Raw genomic sequence first — 18,817 nt, forward strand, 5'->3', positions numbered from 1 at the left:
ACTCGATGCCGAGGGCGCACAGTCAGGACAGCGCCGCCAACGCCGCGTCGACCGCCAGGGTGGGCACGTCGAGCTTCTTGGAGCCCAGGTCGTGACGTGCTCCGGTGACCTCGACGATGGAAACCGGCGAGCTGATGAGCGTCGCCGCCGCGCGCAACTCCTCGATGGTCCCGAACGGGTCGGCAGTCCCATGGGTGAACACCGTCGGGATGGTGATGCCGCCGAAGTGCTCGGTGCGCAACCGGTCGGGCTTGCCGGGGGGATGCAACGGATACGAGAACGGGGTCAACACGTCGGCGAGGTCTGGGTTCTCGACGACGACCATCGAGGTCTGCCGTCCACCGTAGGAGTGCCCGCCCGCGATTACCGGGCCGTCGGCCAGCGAGCGGGCCAGCGTGAGCGCGTCGACGATGCCATCCCGGTCACCGCCGGCCGACCCCGACGGCGGCCCCTTCGGCCGGCGTCGCCGATAGGGCAGGTTGTAGCGCACCGCCAGCCAGCCGCGGGACGCCCACTCATCGCAGATCCGGATCAGCAGCGGCGACTCCCGGCTCCCGCCGGCGCCGTGGGTGAGCATCACCACTCCGGCCGGTGTGCCTTCGGGTTCGTGTGTGATTCCCGCGATTTCGTCGAGGTCACTCATCTGCCTGCAGCCGCCACAGCGCCGACACGGGGCCGTGCCCGTTGCCGAGTGGATAGGCCGCACGCAGGCACTCGGTGACCCAGGCCTTGCCGAATGCCACCGCTTCGGGCATCGAATACCCGTGCGCCAGCGCGCACGCGGTCGCCGCGCCCAACGTGTCACCCGCCCCGTGGTCGTGACCCGTGTCCACCCGCGGTGCGTCGAACTCGTGGAAGTCGGTGCCGTCGTAGAGCAGATCCGGACTGTGCGTCGACCCCCGCAGATGACCGCCCTTCACCAGCGCCCACTGCGGCCCCAGCGCGTGCAGCGCCTTGGCGGCATCGCGCTGGGTCTGTTCGTCGACCACGTCGATACCGACCAACAGCCGCACCTCGTCGAGATTGGGCGTGACGAGGCTGGCCAGTGGGAAGAGCTCGGTACGCAGGGTCTCCAGCGCCGAGGGATGCAGCAGCGGATCGCCGTGCATGGAGGCGCACACCGGGTCGACGACGAACGGCGTGGTGCCGGCCAGGCCGAGGTCACGCCAGGCGCCCGCGACCGTCTCGATGATCGCCGACGACGCCAACATGCCGGTCTTGGCGGCCTGCACGCCGATGTCGCTCACCACCGCCTCGATCTGTCCGCCGATGATGTCGGTCGGAATCTCGTGAAAGCCCTTGACTCCCATGGAGTTCTGGACGGTAACGGCGGTGACCGCGACCAGTGAGTGGACGCCGAGCAGTGCGAAGGTGCGCATGTCGGCCTGGATGCCGGCGCCGCCGCCGGAGTCGGAGCCGGCGATGGTCATGACCCGCAGCGGGGTTTGGCCCGGCGGGGTCAACGGCAGGAAATTCACGGCGTCGAGTTTTCCAGAGGGATGTACACCCGGTTGCCGTGTGCGGCGAACTCCTCGGATTTGGTGGCCATGGCGTCGCGAATGTCCTGCGTGATGCGCATCGAGCAAAACTTGGGTCCGCACATCGAGCAGAAGTGCGCGGTCTTGGCGGGCTCGGCAGGCAGCGTCTCGTCGTGGAACTCCCGCGCGGTGTCGGGATCCAGTGACAGCGCGAACTGGTCGTGCCAGCGGAAGTCGAACCGGGCCCGCGACAGCGCGTCGTCGCGTTCCTGCGCACGCGGGTGACCCTTGGCCAGATCAGCGGCGTGCGCGGCGATCTTGTAGGCGATCACCCCGTCCTTGACATCCTTGCGGTTGGGCAGGCCCAGATGTTCCTTGGGCGTGACGTAACACAGCATCGCGGTCCCGGCCTGGGCGATGATCGCCGCGCCGATCGCCGACGTTATGTGGTCATAGCCCGGTGCGATGTCGGTGGCCAGCGGTCCCAGCGTGTAGAACGGGGCCTCCTCGCACAGCTCCTCTTCGAGGCGCACGTTCTCCACGATCTTGTGCATCGGAACGTGGCCCGGGCCTTCGATCATCACCTGCACCCCAGCGGCTTTCGCGACTTTCGTCAGCTCACCCAGGGTGGCCAGCTCGGCGAACTGAGCCGCATCGTTGGCGTCGGCGATCGAACCCGGCCGCAGGCCGTCACCGAGCGAGAAGGTGACGTCGTAGCGCGCGAGGATCGTGCAGAGTTCCTCGAAGTTGGTGTACAGGAACGACTCTCGGTGATGAGCCAGACACCACGCGGCCATGATGGACCCGCCGCGGCTGACGATCCCGGTGACCCGCTTGACGGTCAGCGGGATGTGGCGCAGGAGCACGCCGGCGTGCACGGTCATGTAGTCGACGCCCTGTTCGCACTGCTCGATCACGGTGTCGCGGTACACCTCCCACGTCAACTGGGTCGGGTCACCGTTGACCTTTTCCAGTGCCTGGTACATCGGCACGGTGCCGACCGGCACCGGCGAGTTGCGCAGAATCCACTCCCGGGTGGTGTGGATGTCGGCACCGGTGGACAAGTCCATGATTGTGTCTGCGCCCCATCGGGTGGCCCACACCATCTTGTCCACTTCTTCGGCAATCGAGGAGGTGACGGCCGAATTGCCGATGTTGGCATTGACTTTCACCGCGAAGGCCTTGCCGATGATCATCGGTTCGCTCTCGGGGTGACGGTGGTTGGCGGGGATCACGGCGCGCCCGCGCGCCACCTCGTCGCGGACGAGTTCGGCCGGGACTCCCTCGCGGGCCGCGATGAACGCCATCTCCGCGGTGATCTCGCCGACGCGGGCGCGCTGCAACTGGGTGCCGCGGTCGGTCACGACGCCGGGCCGGGCGGGCAGCCCGGCGTGCAGGTCGATCACTGCCTCGGAGTCGGTGTACGGACCGGAGGTGTCATAGAGATCGAGGTGGTCACCGTCGGTCAGGTTCACCCGGCGAAACGGCACCCGGGCTCCGTCGTCGAGGAGGCGGTAGAACTTCGTGCTACCGGCGATCGGGCCGGTGGTGACGGTGGGATCGACAAAGAGATCGGTCATTTTCACTCCCTACGCCGGCATTACCCGGACAGGTTCTACGGTCGACGGCCGTCAGCCGTCCTCTCAGCGCACTGTCGTGTGCGCTCCCGTGTGGTTGGTTTCCGTCGCCAACAGTAACCCACGCCGCCGGGCGCGCGGACGAGCCACGAGTTTCACGTTTCGCAGCGGTCCACTCGAACCTTGGCTGCGAAAGGTGAACTTCGATAGGGCTCGCCGGGCCCAGCGCCGGATCGTTGTCGGGCGCCGCTGGCATGCTCCCGTCGTGGCCAAGCGGGAGGTGTTCCTGGGCCGGGAAGCGTTGGCGGATGGCCGGCTCACCCGGAGTGAGTTGGCCCGCTGGTATCGGCCGGTGTTCCGCGGCGTCTACGTGCCAAAGGATTCACCCGTGACGTTGTGGGACCGGGCGAAGGCGGCATGGTTGGCGACCGGCCGTCAGGCCGTGGTCACCGGGGTCGCAGCGTCCGGTCTGTACGGCGCGAGTTGGGTCGACCCACAGGCCACCATCGAGTTGATTTCGACGCGGCATGCGCGGCCGCAACCAGGTCTGGTTGTCCGGCAGGAGTCGATCGCACCTGACGAGGTCACGAAAGTCGCAGGCATTCCCGTCGTCGTGCGCGCCCGCGCGGCCTTCGATCTGGGTAGGCATCTGGGCCGCGGTGAAGCTCTCGCCAAGATGGACGCGCTGATGCGGAACCAAGTGTTCTCCGTCGAGGACGTGCTCATCCTCGCCAAGCGGTATCCCGGTGCGCGGGGACTCAGGCAGTTGGCCGACGTGTTGCCGCTGGTCGACGGCGGAGCGGCCGCACCGAAGGAGACGCGGCTGCGGCTGCTGTACATCGACGCGGGCCTGCCACGTCCAACGACTCAGGTGCCGGTGCTCAACGGCTGGCAGGCGCTTCGGATTCTCGACCTGGGCTGGGAGCAATTTCGTGTCGGCTCGGAGTACGACGGGGACGTGCATCGCACGAACCGTCGCGCGTATGTGAAGGACGTGCGACTCCGCCCGATTGTCGAAAGCCTTGGCTGGGCGGTCGATCACGTCATCAAGGAAGACCGCGACGACGAGATCGTCGGGCGCGCCACCGCACTGCTGCGGTCCCGCGGCTGGAAGCGGTAACCGACGGGTGCGCGTCGATTTTCATGTTTCGCACGCGTGCACTGGATCTTTCGCTGCAAAAGGTGAATTTCGAGCGGGAATAACGATTGGCCCTAAATGATTTGTATAGCTAACATATGCGTTATTGCGCCGGGTGGCGCCCATTGCGATTTGCTCCACGCTTGCATACGAAACGAGATTCGCCCGTGACGACCGAGCTTGACCCTGCACTGGCCGAGACCGACCGGCGCCGCCGCCGGATGGACCACGACCATCCGCACTACAAGTGGGTCGTCCTGTCCAACACCACGCTGGGCATCCTGCTGGCGGCCGTCAACGCCTCGATCGTCCTGATCTCGCTGCCTGCCATCTTCCGGGGCATCGGTCTCAACCCACTGGCGCCCGGCAACGTCAGCTATCTGCTCTGGATGCTGATGGGCTACCTGGTGGTGACCGCCGTGCTGGTGGTGCCGTTCGGCCGGCTCGGCGACATGTACGGCCGGGTCAAGATCTACAACATCGGCTTTGTCGTGTTCACGCTGGCGGCCGTGGCGCTGTCGTTCGATCCGTTCCATCTCGACGGCGGCGCGATCTGGTTGATCGCCTGGCGCGTGGTCCAGGGCGTCGGCGGCGCAATGCTGATGTCGTCGTCCTCGGCCATCCTGACCGACGCCTTTCCGGCCAACCAACGCGGCATGGCGCTGGGCGTCAACATGGTCGCGGCGGTGGCCGGCTCGTTCCTGGGCCTGCTCATCGGCGGCGTGCTCTCCGAGATCCACTGGCAGGCCATCTTCTGGGTGGGCGTGCCGATCGGCATCATCGGCACCCTCTGGAGCGTGCGCTCCCTGAAGGAACTGGGTGTGCGCAATCCCGGCCGCGTCGACTGGGCGGGCACCGTCACGTTCGGTGTCGGCCTGACCGTCCTGCTGATCGGCATCACCTACGGCATACAGCCCTATGGCGATTCGACGACCGGGTGGACGAGCCCGATGGTGCTCGGTTCGATCATCGGCGGTTTATTGCTGCTGGTGGCGTTCTGTTTCATCGAACTCCGCGTGTCGCAACCGATGGTCGACATCCGGCTGTTCCGTTCGGCGGCCTTCGGTATGGGCAATCTCGCCGGGTTGATGTCGTCGGTCGGCCGCGGCGGTTTGCAGTTCATGTTGATCATCTGGCTGCAGGGCATCTGGCTTCCGTTGCACGGCTACAGCTTCGAGTCCACCCCGCTGTGGGCGGGCATCTACCTGCTGCCGGCGACCTTCGGCTTCCTGGCAGCCGCTCCGATCGCCGGATCGTTTGCCGACCGGTTCGGTGCCCGCCCCTTCACGGTCGGTGGCATGCTCTTGATGGCCGCAACTTTCATTGCGCTGCTGGTGATTCCGGTCAATTTCGACTACTGGGTATTCGCGGGGCTGGTGTTCCTCAACGGCGTCGGCGGCGGCATCTTCACCGCGCCGAACACGGCTGCGATCATGTCCAGCGTTCCGGCCGCACAGCGCGGCGCCGCCTCGGGAGTGCGCTCGACGTTCTTCAATGCCGGCAACTCGCTGTCCATCGGCATCTTCTTCTCGCTGATGATCGTCGGGCTGGCCCACACCCTGCCCGCCGCGATGAGCGAAGGTCTTCAGGCACAGGGTATTTCGGCGTCGGTCGCCCACGATGTGGCCAACCTGCCGCCGGTCGGCAGTCTGTTCGCGGCGTTCCTCGGCTACAACCCGATCGGCGAACTCCTGGCGCCGTACAACGCCTTGCATCAGCCGGGTGTCAACACCGAGGTGCTGACCGGGCAGACGTTCTTCCCGAATCTGATCACCGAGCCGTTCCACACCGGTCTGGTGGTGGTGTTCGGCGCCGCCGCCGTGATGATGGTGATCGGCGCGATCGCGTCGATGTTCAACCCGGGCCGCTACGGCTCGGAGGAGATCACCGGCGACCGGGTGCCCGCGACGACGACCGAGTAGCCGGCGGCGGGGCGGTGCCCTCGGCGACCCAGCGATGGAGGCGGCCCGCGGTGCGCCACATCGCGGCCTGCAACTCGGCCGGACCCACCTCGGCCTGAGCACTCGCGGTGAGACGGTCGGAGATCCTGGCCACGGTGAGTGCACCCATCCGGGCGGTGCGATCCCGGGAGGCTCGCATACTCTGCGATATCGCCTCCCGGAATTCGAGGAGATCGCCGACCGTCCTGGAACCGCCGGCCGGGCGTTGCCGTCGATACTCTTCGATGAGCGCGTCGATACAAGTCAACGCCTGATGGGCAGTGCTTTTCGGGATCGGGATGCTGAGGTCCGAGCTCACTGTGGCAGCCCAGCACACCAGCCCGAACAGATCGTGACGAGCCGAATACGGCCGCGAATCACGAATCCGAACGGCCGACCAAAATGAGGTCGCGAAGCGCGAAGGCCGGCACGGCGAGCGCGTGGGAGAGTTGAGCCGCATACGAGCGCGCGATGGCGGGGCCGTCGCGCTGTTCGTCGAAATCACCGGTCAGATCGACGGCGATCCGGCAGCCGAAGGTATCGCTGGCCTCGACCACGTTGACGCCGAGCACGCCGGCGGGCATCGGCAGTTCCCGGGCGGCGGCACGCACATGCTCGATCGTGGCTGACCAATCGACATACACCGAAACAAACGACCCCATCCCGAACATGGTCCTTCCGCTCACTCGTGGTCGCCACACGAATCGCCGAATGTTCATCTGCCGGAAACCCGGCGACGCTTACTTGGGCCGGAACGACGACTGCAGTAGCCGGGAGTCCATGTGGCTGGGTGTGGCGCCGGTGGTGGCGTAGACGTAGACCGCGGCACGGAAGATCGCGCCGAGGGCGGTGAAGACGAGGATCAACGCCAGCAGGTAGACGGCCGCGATCGGGCCGAGCGTCCACGCCGCGGCCTGCCCGCCGACACCACCCGCCAAGACCGTGATGAGGGCGACGATGCCGATCAGCGGGAGCGCGAACAGCGTCGAGATCAGGCCGAGTCCGCCTGCGCCGGCCAGGGATTCACCCCAGGTGCGGCGCAGCAGCGCCGAAGACCGTTTGATGGCCCGGATCGGTCCGACGCCTTCGGTGACGACAACTGGGATCGCGAAGTAGGTGGCCACACCCCAGAGTGCGCTGAAGATGCCGCTGAGCAGGTCGCCGAAGAATCCGAGCTTTTCAGTCAGAAGTGACTCCACGGCCTGCAGGATCACTCCGACGGTGGCCGCAAGCAGTGACCAGCCGAGGATCTGCGGCAGTCGTTTGGCCGCCGCGGCGAATCCTGATCCGATGGTCGGTGGCTGGCCCGCGAAACTCTGCAGCGCACAGGAGATGAGCGCGGCGTTGCAGAACACCACGACGAACGTGCACAGGAAGTACCAGACGAACAACGCGGCGTAAACGATGCCCTGAATTTCGTTGTCGGACAGATTCATGCCGACGCCCAAGGCGGCGCCCACGCCGGTGGGAATGACCATCACGGCGGTCACGCCGAGCAGTGCGATACCGGAGAACACCGGGAACACCGCCAGTTTCGGGTAGTCCTTGAGTACCCCCCAACTGGCCTTGACCATGCCCCAGCCGCGCGTGACCGATTCGAACATCACCGTGTCCTTACCCCGACCAAATGTTCGGGGGACACGGTAGCGCGGTCAGTCGGACTTCGTGGAGATGTCTGCATTTTCAAGGCGCCCGCCATGACCCACACCCACACCGGCGTGTCCTGCGCCGCAGCGGGTCTGTCCCACTCTGGCTCCGGATCGGCGCCGCCTTCGGTAGCTTCGGAGATCGTGCCCGCGCTGACGAACCGCCAGATCCTCCTTCGCCGCCGCCCCTCGGGCCTGGTGCAACCCGCCGACACCGAGCTGGTCACCGCACCCGCACCCGATCTCGACGAGGGGGAGGCGCTGCTGCGCACCACATATGTGGGCCTCGACGCCGCCGTCCGCACCTGGTTGGACGACCAGCCGAGCTATCTGCCGCCCGTGCAACTCGGCGAGGTCATCCGCGCGGCCGGGATCGGCGAGGTCGTCGAATCACGATGCGCAGCCTTCGCGGTCGGTGACATCGTCACCACACTGACCGGCTTCCAGGACTACGCGATCATCCGCGACGACTTGTTCAGCACCCCCATACCGGGCGAGACCGACCAGCTGGCCATCATGAGCGTGTACGGACCGACCGGCGCCACCGCCTATTTCGGCATGACCGACATCGGCCGACCGAAAGAGGGCGAGACGGTGGTGGTGTCGGCCGCGGCGGGCGCCACCGGCTCGGTGGCCGGGCAGATCGCCAGGATCGCAGGCGCCCGGGTAGTCGGCATCGCCGGCGGTCCTGACAAATGCCGGGCGGTGGTCGAGGACTTCGGCTTCGACGCCTGCATCGACTACAAGAGCGACGACCTTCCTGCCGCACTGAAACAGCACTGCCCCAAGGGAGTTGACGTCTACTTCGACAACGTCGGCGGCCCGATCCTGAACGCCGTGCTGGGCCGGCTGGCGCCCAAGGCCCGGGTGGTGCTGTGCGGCGTCATCTCCAGCTACCTGACCGGTGAGCACCCCGGACCGGCCAACTACGTCAACCTGCTGGCCAAAACCGCCTCGATGCAGGGGTTCAACGCCCTGGACATGTGGGGTCGCTTCGACGAGGCGTTCGCCGATCTGCGCCGCTGGGAATCCGAGGGCAAGCTGGTTCACCGCGAGACCGTCTTCGAGGGCCTGGAAACCTGCGTCGACGCACTCAACGGGCTGTTCACCGGCGCCAACATCGGCAAGATGCTGGTGAAGGTCAGCGAACCGTCGAGGGTTTAACGGCTCAGGTTGACCAGCACCGGCGCGTGGTCGCTGGGGGAGGGGTCGCCCTTCTTGCCCGGGCGGCGTTCGTCCTTGACGATCTCGGCGTGCGTGACCCGCGCCGTCAAAGCCGGTGAGCCGAGGATGAAGTCGATGCGCATGCCGCGGCGCTTCTGGAAGGCCAACTGGGTGTAGTCCCAATAGGTGTACACCCCGGGGCCCGGCGTGTACGGGCGCACCACATCGGTGAACTTCGTCTCGACGATGGCGTTGAAGGCGTTGCGTTCCGGTTCCGACACGTGCGTGGCGCCATCGAAGACCGCGATATCCCAGACGTCTTCGTCCGTCGGGGCGATGTTCCAGTCGCCGACCAGGGCGATCGGGGCCTTCGGATCGTGCTGCAACCACGATTCGGCCGTATCGCGAAGGGCGGCAAGCCATTCCAGCTTGTACTGATAATGCGGGTCGGCCAGGGTGCGGCCGTTGGGCACATACAGGCTCCATACCCGGACACCGGCGCAGGTGGCCGCCAGGGCGCGGGCCTCGGCCTTGGCGTCGTCGTCCTTGCCCCAGGAGGGTTGTCCTTCGAAGCCGACTTCGACGTCGTCGAAGCCGACGCGGGAGGCGATCGCCACCCCGTTCCATTGGTTGAACCCGCAGTGCACCACCTCGTAGCCGGCCTCGAGGAACGGCATGGTGGGGAACTGGTCGTCCGAGCACTTGGTCTCCTGCATGGCCAGCACGTCGACGTCGGCGCGGCGCAGCCAATCGGTGACCCGGTCCACCCGCGCGCGAATCGAATTCACGTTCCAGGTGGCCAGGCGCAAGACGTCGTCGGGCATGGGCTACAGCGTACGTGCGGTCAAATCTGCTCTCGTACGCCGCATGACGACGCGGCTGTCAGCTTCGACCGGCAGGCTGACTGGACCGGTGATGCCTGTCACGGGCTTCCATGGGGCGGGGCCGGCGCGGCGGATGATGGGCATACGGCGCGCCATGGTCGTCAGCGCCTCGGCGAGTTCAATTCTCGCCAGGTGTGCGCCCAGGCAGTAGTGGATACCGCCGCCGAACGTGAGCATGGCCGGAGCACCGTTGCGCGTGATGTCGAAGCGGTCAGGTTCGTCGTAGACGGCCGGATCGCGGTTCGCGGCGGCAGTGTTGGCGATGACCAACGTGCCAGCCGGGAGGGTGACTCCGGCCAGTTCGACGTCTTGTTGGGCGACACGCATCGTCGTGAAGACGACCGGCGAATAGCGCATCACCTCCTCGACGGCTTGGCGGGCGAACTCGGGATGCTCTGCCAGAAGCGTCCATTGGTCGGGGTGGTCGCAGAACACCTGCACCGCGGCGGCCAGTTGGTTGCGTGTGGTGTCGGTGCCGGCCATCAGCAGGGTCGCGGTCAACGTCAGCAGTTCGTCGTGGGTCAGGCGATCACCATCCACCTCGGCCCGCATCATGTCCGAGAGCAGGTCGTCGGTGAGAGTGTGACGCCGCAGGGTAACCATGTGGTCGAGGTAGGCCTCGAGTTCATTCCAAGCGCGCAGGATGTCAGGACCGTCATTGGCGACGTTCCAGTCGAAGAACTTGAAGATGTCATCGGCCCAATCGGAGAACAGGTGCCAGTCTTCGCGGGGTGTGCCGACCAGCGCGCAGATGATCGGAATCGGATATTGCTTGGCGATGTCGGCGACCACGTCGAATCGGCCGGCGTCGGCATGGCGGTCGGTGAGCTCAGTGATGACATCGACGCATATCGTCCGTAGCTGCTCGGCCGCCTTGGGTGTGAAGGCCCGCGACACGAGTCGCCGCTGCCGATGGTGTTCGGCGCCATCGAGGCTCAACAGACCCTTAACAGCGATCTCCCACAGCTCGCCCGAAGTTATACCTTGCGCGGCGAGGGCAAATCCTTTCGGCATGACGAACCGGTCGTCGCGCAGGACGGTGCGGACGAGGTCGTGTGTCAGGACCTCCGGTCCGTGGGGGCCCAGGGCGATGGGACCGTGTTGGCGCGCCTGCCGGATCAGCTCGTGCGCCTCGTCGGGGATATCGGCCTGCTCGTAGGCGATGGTTGGTAAGTCGGTGACGGTGCTTGTGCCTATGGTCATACATCGACCATGTGGTTTCGGCGTCCGAACAAGATCGGTCGAACATCGTATTTCTGCAACGGAGGGTCGTACATTTACGCGGTTGCGCTGATGTTTTGCGCTATGCCGTCGCTGCACCCTGACTAACATGAGCGCAACCGAGTGGAGCGAGCTGGGCGTGAGCGGACTGCCGACCGGCACGGTGACGTTGCTGCTGGCCGACGTCGAGGGATCTACCCGGCTGTGGGAGACCCAGCCGGACGAGATGACGGCCGCCGTCGCGCGTCTTGACCGCACGCTGAGCGACGTCGTCGCTGCGCATGACGGCGTGCGACCTGTAGAGCAAGGTGAGGGCGACAGCTTCGTCGTCGCGTTCGCCCGCGCCAGTGATGCCGTGGCATGCGCCCTGGATTTGCAACGCGCCCCGCTGACGCCAATCCGCTTACGGATCGGCGTGCATACCGGTGAGATCCAGCTGCGCGACGAGGGTAACTACATGGGCGCCACCATCAGCCGGACGGCGCGGCTGCGCGATCTGGCGCACGGTGGCCAGACGGTCATGTCCGGCACGGCGCACGATCTTGTCGTCGACCGGCTCCCTGCCGACGCGTGGCTGAGCGAGCTCGGCATGCATCCGCTGCGGGACCTGCCACGCCCGGAACGCGTGGTGCAACTGTGTCACGCGGACGTCCACAACGACTTCCCGCCGCTGCGCACGGCGAGCAGCACTGCGGCACATAATCTTCCAGCTCAATTGACGAGCTTCATCGGGCGCGACGCTGAGATGACGCAAGTTCGACTTCTCCTGGCGCAGAACCGACTGGTCACTCTGACGGGCGCGGGCGGCTCGGGAAAAACGCGACTAGCGGTGCAAGTCGCAGCGCGCGCAGCCGGCGAATTCAGCGGGGGGATCGCCTATGTCGATCTTGCCCCGATTTCGCATCCCGACCTCGTGTCGGTGGCCGCGGCACGGGCGCTCGGCCTGCCCGATCAGCCGGGCCGCTCTGCAACCGACACCCTGGTCCGATACGTCGGCGACCGCCATCTGCTCATCCTGTTGGACAACTGCGAACACCTGCTGGACCCCTGTGCCACTCTCATCGACACACTGCTGGCCGAATGTCCCGCGCTGGTTTTGTTGGCGACAAGCCGTGAGCCGATCGGGGTGGCCAGCGAGGCGACGTGGCGAGTCCCGTCTCTGTCGCTGAACTGCGAGGCGATCGATCTGTTCCGCGACCGCGCCCTCAAGGTGCGGCCCGACTTCGTGGTCACCGATGACAACGCGTCGGCGGTAACCGAGATATGCCGTCGGCTCGACGGCATGCCGCTCGCGATCGAGCTTGCCGCGGCTCGGGTGCGGGCGCTGTCCGTTGTGGAGATCGTCGACAGCCTGCATGACCGGTTTCGGCTGCTAACCGGCGGGGCGCGCACAGCGGTGCGGCGCCAGCAGACTCTGCGAGCATCCGTGGATTGGTCGCATGCGCTGCTTACCGAGCCTGAACGCATCCTATTCCGGCAACTGGCTGCATTCACCGGTGGCTTCGACCTCAGCGCGGCGCAGGCCGTCGGCGGTGGTGGAAGTCTCGAGCGCTACCAGGTTCTCGACGAACTCACGCTGCTTGTCGACAAGTCGCTTGTCACCGTCGAAAGCGCCACGGGCCCAACGCGATACCGATTGCTGGAGACGGTACGTCAGTACGCGCTGGAAAAGCTGGCCGAGTCCGGTGAGGCCGACGCCGTCCGAACACGGCACCGCGACTACTACATGTCACTGGCGGTCGCGTTGGACAAGCCCGAACACGCTGATCACGAACAGCGGTTGGACCATGCCGAACTCGAGATCGACAATCTGCGTGCCGCATTCGCGTGGAGTCGCGAACGCGCGGACATGGCTGAAGCGTTGACCTTGGCGTCGGCGCTGCAACCGCTGTGGTTGGCGCGTGGCCACATCCGAGAAGGCCTGTCCTGGCTGGGGGCAACACTGGTCGACGCCCATGCCGATTCCCCGCAGGCAACGCGAGCACGTGCACTGGCCGACAAGGCCATGCTCGAGTCCTGGATGGCCGCGGGAAACGCAGATCAAGCGGAAGAGGCGCTGACAATCGCTCGCGAAGTCGCTGACCCGGCGCTGCTGGCGCGGGCGCTCACGGCCAACGGTTGTGTCCGTGGGCACGACCCCGAGCAGGCTCGTCCGTACTTTGCCGAGGCACTCGAACTTGCCCGCTCGGTTGACGACGCGTGGCTGGTCAGCCAAATCCTTGGTTGGCAGGCCTACGGCGCAACGATGATCAGTGACCCGCGTGCGGCTCACGCGGCGGCGGAGGAGGGACGCGGTTTTGCCGACGAGATCGGCGATCGATTTGTGTCGCGGCAGTGTCGCTGGTGTCTTGGACTCGCCCAATTGTGGCGTGGCGACCTGACCGATTCCGTCGCTGAGTTCGAGGAAACCGCCGTCGAGGCCGAAGCCGCTCACGACGTGCTGTGGGGTGCGATGGTGCGGGCCAGCCAGGGCTGGCCGCTGGCCTACCAGGGCCAGACATCTGCCGCTGAGAAGGCGATCGAGCTGGCAATCGAAGCCTCAGCCGAGATTCGTGGGATGCCGTTGGGTTTTGCGTATTGGGTGCTTGCGCTGGCCGCGCTGGCCGCAGGCGATGTCGAGCGGGCCAAACACGCCGGCGCACTGGCGTCACCGCTGATGAACCTGCAGCCGGAAGTTGCGGTGACAGGCTGGTATCTGACCGCTGAAACAGCGCTCGCCGGAGGCGATCTCGACGAGGCACGGCGGTGGGCCGATAAGGCGGTCGCAGCGAACATCGACAGGCCGGCCTACGAGGTGATGGCGTTAACGGCACGCACCCGTGTCGCGATCGCAGAGTGCCGGCCTGAAATGGCCGAAGACTGCGCCCACCGGGCGTTGCGCCAGAGTGTCGCAGTGGAGTTGTACCTCGGTGTTCCGGACATCCTGGAGTGTCTGGCGGCCCTGGCCGCGACGGCCGGTAGTCACGCGGAGGCAGTGCGACTGTTCGGGAGCGCCGATGCCGCACGGCAACGGCGCGGCATCGTCAGGTTCAAAATCCACGACCCCGGATACAACGCCGCTGTCGCGATGCTGCACGAAGCATTGGGCGAGAAGGCCTTTGAGGCTGCGTGGGCCGAGGGTGCCGCGTTGTCGACAGACGAAGCGATCGCGTATGCCCAGCGTGGTCGCGGTCAGCGCAAACGGCCATCGAGCGGATGGGCGTCGCTGACCCCGACCGAGCTCGATGTGGTCCGGCTGGTCAGTGAGGGTCTGGCGAACAAGGAGGTCGCCGATCGGCTGTTCGTCTCGACGCGGACGGTGCAGACGCACCTCACGCACGTATACGCCAAGCTCGGACTGACATCCCGGGTGCAGCTCGCGCAGCATGCAGCGCGCCGCGACAAACTCGCGGAGTCGTAGGAGCGATCAACCGACGAACAACTCGAACGGCGGTCACGCGGTCAACGAGCGGGCATCGACGTAGCGGTGGTGATGATGCAGTCGGAAGCCCAGCGAGTGATACAGCATGATGGCCCCGGCATTTTCGGTCAGCACCTGCACATAAGCCCGGGTCGCGCCGTGCTGCGCGCCCCAGCCGAGCAAGGCCATGCACAGCCGCCTGGCATGCCCACGCCTGCGGTGCTCGGCGTTGACGTGCACGGCCGAGATGCCAAGCCAACGGGTGCCGTCCGGTGCGGAGGTCACCGCGCCGCGCCCGACCGCAGCGTCGGGGATCGAGGCGAACACGACCTCGCCGTCGACCACCGCGGTCAGCACTTCGGCCGGCACGTCACGCTCGTAGCAGGCCAGCCACACCGGGTCGGGCCGGTCGAGGAAGCTCACCGCAGGATCCGGTTCGCCGCCGGCGACGTCGGTGACCATCACCCGGGTGTGCTTGATGCCGTCGGCCCGAATGGGCAGCAGCCGTTCGGGCAGCGCGAGCCACGGTGCCAGGTTTCGCTGCGCGTACCAGTCGACGATCGCAGGCAATGCCGCAACGGTCGATGAAAAGTCCAGCGGCACAGCCGAGTTGGCCCGACTGGTGTAGCCGCCCGCGGCCCGCAGCAACCAACCGTCGTGCCAGTGCTGTTCGGTCCCCGGCCAGGCCAGCGCCGCCGCGTGCTCGAGGGCCCGGATCTGTGAGGTCCGCACCGGCACCGCACTGAGCTCGCGCACTGCGACGACTTCGGACGGCGGGATCTCCACCAGGCCGTCGGACTTGGTGCGCACCACGATCATGGGTTCGTGGGCCAGCAACTCACCGATCACGTCGGTCATCGGCGGTGTGGTGCCCGCCGGCAGGCGGTAGCGGATGCTCACCCGGCTGCCGGTCGGCGGCAGACTGGTCATGAGCTCAGTGACCGAACGGGTCGGGCACCTCACCGGGTGTCCACGACAGGCCGGGCACCCCCCAGCCATTCGATTTGATGGTGCGCTTGGCCGCCCGGGCGTGCCGGCCGATCAGGTGGTCCACATAGAGAAACCCGTCGAGGTGCCCGGTCTCGTGCTGCAGCATGCGGGCAAACAGATCGTGGCCTTCCAGCGTGACCGGATTGCCGTCGGCGTCCAGGCCGGTGACCCGGGCCCACTTCGCGCGGCCGCGCGGAAACGATTCGCCGGGCACCGACAGGCAACCCTCGTCGTCGTTGTCGGGGTCGGGCATCGTCTCCGGGATCTCCGAGGTTTCCAGCACCGGGTTGATGACCACGCCGCGGCGGCGCGAGGTCTTGCCGCGCTCGTCGGCGCAGTCGTAGACGAACAGCCGCTTGCCCACGCCGATCTGGTTGGCCGCCAGTCCGACTCCGTTGGCCGCGTCCATCGTGTCGTACATGTCTTTGATCAGATCGGCCAGATCCGCGGGCAATGAACCGTCGTCAGCGACCGGCACAGGTTGGGTCGGGGTGTGGAGGACGGGATCACCCAGGATCACGATTGGTCGCACTGCCATGGTCGGCAAGCTTAAGTCAGCCGACGCGCGGGCTTGGCTGCCGTCCCAACCGGCTCCACCGTGATTGAATGAGCGCCAAGCAAAGGGATGTCTCCTTCAGGTCTTCGAAAGGGTCAGCAGATCGAAATGGACGGCGCCATGGCACGGGCCGAGCGGTCTAATGACGACGCTGACCTTCCCGATGGGTTGACTCGCCGCGAATACGACGTCCTCGCTTTCGAGCGACAGTGGTGGAAGTACGCCGGGGCCAAGGAAGAGGCCATCAAGGAGCTCTTCTCGATGTCGGCGACCCGCTACTACCAGGTGCTCAACGCCCTGGTCGACCGTCCCGAGGCGCTGGCCGCCGATCCGATGCTGGTCAAACGGCTGCGGCGGCTCCGGGCGAGCCGGCAGAAGGCACGCGCGGCCCGCCGACTCGGCTTCGAGGTCCCCTGATTTTTCTCCGTTTGCGGACCCGCTGGTTACAGTGGGCGCGATGAACGACCGCGTACCTGATTCCTCCGGGCTGCCGCTGCGCGCCATGGTGATGGTGCTGCTCTTCCTCGGCGTGATCTTCCTGCTGGTCGGTTTCCAGGCCATGGGCTCGGGCAACGACAGCAGCAGCGACGACACGTCGACGCGGACGGTCACCACCACGACGTCCAAGACATCCGCCGCACCGGCGGCCAAAGCCGAGGTGCGGGTGTTCAACGTCGGCGAAGGTGAAGGCGCCGCCAGCCGCATCGGTGACCGGCTGCGCGAGGCGGGCTGGAACGTCACCGAGACCAGCAACCTGCAGGCGCCGCCGCTGTCTGCCACGACGGTCTACTACGGCACGACCGACGGTGAGCAGGCCGCCGCCGAGTCGGTCGCCAAGGTGCTCAACGCGCCGGTGGCCCCGAGAATCCCGGAAATCGCCGAGCAGCCACCGGGCGTGATCGTTCTGGTGACCGGATAGGCTTCGGCTCATGGTCACGACCGTCAGCCCGCTGAGAACTGCCGCCGCCGTCCTGTTCGTCGCTCCCGTCGCCGTGTTGAGCGCGTGCAGCCCGAACGAACCGATCGCCTCGCAGCCCGGTACACCGCCCGCGGTGTGGACCGGCTCCCCGGCGCCCGCCGCCGCTGGTGAAGGCACCCACGCCGCGGGCAACGGTGAAGGCACCCACGGCGCGCCCCAGGCGTCCGCGTCCAGCGCCGACACCCTGACCGCTCAGATCAAGACTGCCGACGGCACCCAGGTCGCCGCGGCGACCTTCGAGTTCCAGGACGGCTTCGCCACGGTCACCGTGCAGACCACCGGTACCGGCAAGCTGGCGCCGGGCTTCCACGGCCTGCACCTGCACTCGTTCGCCAAGTGTGAGGCCAACTCCGTCGCCCCGGCCGGCGGCGCTCCCGGTGACTTCCTGTCCGCGGGGGGCCACTTCCAGGCCGGCGGTCATACCGGGCATCCCGCGAGCGGCGACCTGGCCTCGCTGCAGGTACGCGAGGACGGCTCGGCGATGTTGGTGACCACGACCAACTCGTTCACCAAACAGGATCTGATGGGCGGCAACGGCACGGCGATCATCATCCACGCCGACGCCGACAACTTCGCCAACATCCCGCCGGAGCGCTACCAGCAGATCCAGGGCGGCGCGCCCGGTCCGGACGAAGCCACGATGGCCACCGGCGACGCCGGCAAGCGGGTGGCGTGCGGTGTCGTCGGCACCGGTTAAACCGCCTGCGGAGAAGCCCGGCCGAATCGACTTCGCCGGTTCACCCCGGCCGACACTCGGCGTCGAGTGGGAGTTCGCGCTGATCGACACGGCCACCCGGGACCTCAGCAATGAGGCTGCCGCCGTGATCGCCGACGTCGGCGAGAACCCGCACATCCATAAAGAGCTGCTGCGCAACACCATTGAGGTCGTCACCGGCGTCTGTGACACCGTCGACGAGGCCATGGCCGATCTCAGGGGGACCCTGCGCGGCGCGCGCGACATCGTGCACGAACGGGGTATGGAGCTGTTCTGCGCGGGCACCCACCCGTTCGCCTCCTGGTCCACCCAGAAGCTGACCGATGCGCCGCGCTACGCCGAGCTGATCAAGCGGACGCAGTGGTGGGGACGGCAGATGCTGATCTGGGGTGTGCACGTGCACATCGGGGTGTCGTCGGCGCACAAGGTCATGCCGATCATCTCCTCGCTGCTCAACCAATATCCCCATCTGCTGGCGCTGTCGGCCTCCTCGCCGTTCTGGGCCGGCGATGACACCGGCTACGCCAGCAACCGGGCGATGATGTTCCAGCAGTTGCCGACCGCGGGTCTGCCGTTCCAGTTCCAGACCTGGCGGCAATTCGAGCGGTTCGTGCACGATCAGAAGAAGACCGGCATCATCGACCACATCAACGAGGTCCGTTGGGACATCAGGCCGTCACCGCATCTGGGCACCATCGAGGTCCGGGTGTTCGACGGCGTGTCCAACCTGCGGGAGCTCGCGGCCCTGGTGGCGCTGACGCACTGCCTGGTGGTCGACCTGGATCGTCGGCTGGAAGCGGGTGAGCAGCTGCCGGTGATGCCGCCCTGGCACGTGCAGGAGAACAAATGGCGCGCGGCCCGGTACGGCCTGGACGCCATCATCATCCTCGACGCGGACAGCAACGAACGGTTGGTCACCGAGGATCTCGACGACCTGTTGACCCGGCTGCAGCCGGTGGCCGAATCGCTGCACTGCGCGGACGAATTGGCCGCGGTGGCCGACATTCCGCAGCGCGGTGCCTCATACCAGCGCCAGCACCGGGTAGCCGAGGCGAGCGGCGGCGACCTGCGCGCGGTGGTTGACTCGTTGGTCGGGGAGCTGGACATCTAGGCCGCGCCACGACCGATG

General features: G+C 66.7%; 18 protein-coding genes and 1 riboswitch. Of the genes, 8 read left to right on the top strand and 10 right to left on the bottom strand.

Going from position 1 to position 18,817, the window contains the following annotated elements; genetic code table 11:
- Nucleotides 1-22: 22 nt before the first annotated feature.
- The 3 genes from AB431_RS03260 to thiC form a co-directional block, all read right to left on the bottom strand.
- Nucleotides 23-643 carry an alpha/beta family hydrolase gene (locus tag AB431_RS03260; protein WP_047328732.1) on the bottom strand — a complete coding sequence of 207 codons (621 nt, stop codon included), beginning with the start codon at nt 641-643 and terminating at the stop codon, nt 23-25.
- Nucleotides 636-1,478 carry a bifunctional hydroxymethylpyrimidine kinase/phosphomethylpyrimidine kinase gene (gene thiD, locus AB431_RS03265; RefSeq protein ID WP_047328733.1) on the bottom strand — a complete coding sequence of 281 codons (843 nt, stop codon included), beginning with the start codon at nt 1,476-1,478 and terminating at the stop codon, nt 636-638. Before thiD ends, AB431_RS03260 begins: the two co-directional genes overlap by 8 nt.
- A complete protein-coding gene (thiC, locus tag AB431_RS03270) occupies nt 1,475-3,058 on the bottom strand; it encodes a phosphomethylpyrimidine synthase ThiC (protein ID WP_047333034.1) in 1,584 nt (527 codons plus the stop codon). The genes thiD and thiC overlap by 4 nt, the downstream gene beginning before the upstream one ends.
- Nucleotides 3,048-3,158, bottom strand: a riboswitch (TPP riboswitch). Its footprint overlaps the gene before it by 11 nt.
- 129 nt (nt 3,159-3,287) lie before the next feature.
- Between thiC and AB431_RS03275 the strand changes: the two genes are divergently transcribed.
- Complete coding sequence (locus tag AB431_RS03275) at nt 3,288-4,175, top strand: hypothetical protein (RefSeq protein WP_047333035.1); 888 nt, start codon at nt 3,288-3,290, stop codon at nt 4,173-4,175.
- 239 nt (nt 4,176-4,414) lie between these two features.
- Nucleotides 4,415-6,115, top strand: a complete 1,701-nt coding sequence (locus AB431_RS03280) for an MFS transporter (protein WP_144418422.1) — start codon at nt 4,415-4,417, stop codon at nt 6,113-6,115.
- Here AB431_RS03280 and AB431_RS03285 read toward each other — a convergent pair.
- The 3 genes from AB431_RS03285 to AB431_RS03295 all read right to left on the bottom strand — a co-directional run bounded on the left by AB431_RS03285 (nt 6,078) and on the right by AB431_RS03295 (nt 7,737).
- A complete protein-coding gene (locus AB431_RS03285) occupies nt 6,078-6,452 on the bottom strand; it encodes a hypothetical protein (protein ID WP_047328735.1) in 375 nt (124 codons plus the stop codon). The genes AB431_RS03280 and AB431_RS03285 overlap by 38 nt on opposite strands.
- 58 nt (nt 6,453-6,510) lie before the next feature.
- The gene (locus AB431_RS03290; RefSeq protein ID WP_144418181.1) at nt 6,511-6,795 is read right to left on the bottom strand and encodes a hypothetical protein; all 285 of its coding nucleotides are present in this window, start codon (nt 6,793-6,795) and stop codon (nt 6,511-6,513) included.
- A 78-nt stretch (nt 6,796-6,873) separates the two neighbouring features.
- Nucleotides 6,874-7,737 carry a DUF6159 family protein gene (locus tag AB431_RS03295; protein ID WP_047328737.1) on the bottom strand — a complete coding sequence of 288 codons (864 nt, stop codon included), beginning with the start codon at nt 7,735-7,737 and terminating at the stop codon, nt 6,874-6,876.
- Nucleotides 7,738-7,923: 186 nt separating this feature from the next.
- Between AB431_RS03295 and AB431_RS03300 the strand changes: the two genes are divergently transcribed.
- Nucleotides 7,924-8,943: an NADP-dependent oxidoreductase gene (locus tag AB431_RS03300; RefSeq protein ID WP_047328738.1), complete on the top strand. Its 1,020-nt coding sequence runs from the start codon at nt 7,924-7,926 to the stop codon at nt 8,941-8,943.
- On the opposite strand, the gene AB431_RS03305 is transcribed toward AB431_RS03300, so the two are convergent.
- Both AB431_RS03305 and AB431_RS03310 read right to left on the bottom strand, forming a co-directional pair.
- Nucleotides 8,940-9,752 carry an exodeoxyribonuclease III gene (locus tag AB431_RS03305; protein WP_047333036.1) on the bottom strand — a complete coding sequence of 271 codons (813 nt, stop codon included), beginning with the start codon at nt 9,750-9,752 and terminating at the stop codon, nt 8,940-8,942. The genes AB431_RS03300 and AB431_RS03305 overlap by 4 nt on opposite strands.
- A gap of 18 nt (nt 9,753-9,770) precedes the next feature.
- Nucleotides 9,771-11,030 (bottom strand): cytochrome P450, encoded by a 1,260-nt coding sequence (locus tag AB431_RS03310; RefSeq protein WP_047328739.1) that lies wholly within the window; start codon nt 11,028-11,030, stop codon nt 9,771-9,773.
- A gap of 127 nt (nt 11,031-11,157) precedes the next feature.
- On the opposite strand from AB431_RS03310, the gene AB431_RS03315 reads away from it, so the two are divergent.
- A complete protein-coding gene (locus AB431_RS03315; RefSeq protein ID WP_047328740.1) occupies nt 11,158-14,448 on the top strand; it encodes a LuxR C-terminal-related transcriptional regulator in 3,291 nt (1,096 codons plus the stop codon).
- Between the two features lie 33 nt (nt 14,449-14,481).
- On the opposite strand, the gene AB431_RS03320 is transcribed toward AB431_RS03315, so the two are convergent.
- Both AB431_RS03320 and AB431_RS03325 read right to left on the bottom strand, forming a co-directional pair.
- Nucleotides 14,482-15,378 carry a GNAT family N-acetyltransferase gene (locus AB431_RS03320; RefSeq protein WP_047328741.1) on the bottom strand — a complete coding sequence of 299 codons (897 nt, stop codon included), beginning with the start codon at nt 15,376-15,378 and terminating at the stop codon, nt 14,482-14,484.
- Between the two features lie 4 nt (nt 15,379-15,382).
- Complete coding sequence (locus tag AB431_RS03325) at nt 15,383-15,976, bottom strand: peptide deformylase (protein ID WP_047328742.1); 594 nt, start codon at nt 15,974-15,976, stop codon at nt 15,383-15,385.
- A 126-nt stretch (nt 15,977-16,102) separates the two neighbouring features.
- Between AB431_RS03325 and AB431_RS03330 the strand changes: the two genes are divergently transcribed.
- Genes AB431_RS03330 through AB431_RS03345 form a run of 4 tightly spaced genes read left to right on the top strand, consistent with a single transcriptional unit; the run spans nt 16,103 to nt 18,799 of the window.
- Nucleotides 16,103-16,411 carry a DUF3263 domain-containing protein gene (locus AB431_RS03330; RefSeq protein ID WP_047328743.1) on the top strand — a complete coding sequence of 103 codons (309 nt, stop codon included), beginning with the start codon at nt 16,103-16,105 and terminating at the stop codon, nt 16,409-16,411.
- Between the two features lie 40 nt (nt 16,412-16,451).
- Nucleotides 16,452-16,913, top strand: coding sequence for a LytR C-terminal domain-containing protein (locus AB431_RS03335; protein WP_047328744.1), 462 nt, complete (start codon nt 16,452-16,454; stop codon nt 16,911-16,913).
- 10 nt (nt 16,914-16,923) lie between these two features.
- A complete protein-coding gene (locus AB431_RS03340; RefSeq protein WP_047328745.1) occupies nt 16,924-17,670 on the top strand; it encodes a superoxide dismutase family protein in 747 nt (248 codons plus the stop codon).
- Nucleotides 17,651-18,799, top strand: a complete 1,149-nt coding sequence (locus AB431_RS03345) for a glutamate--cysteine ligase (protein ID WP_047328746.1) — start codon at nt 17,651-17,653, stop codon at nt 18,797-18,799. Before AB431_RS03340 ends, AB431_RS03345 begins: the two co-directional genes overlap by 20 nt.
- Nucleotides 18,800-18,817 lie beyond the last annotated feature (18 nt).

This window comes from Mycobacterium sp. EPa45, assembly GCF_001021385.1.
Classification (GTDB): Bacteria; Actinomycetota; Actinomycetes; order Mycobacteriales; family Mycobacteriaceae; genus Mycobacterium.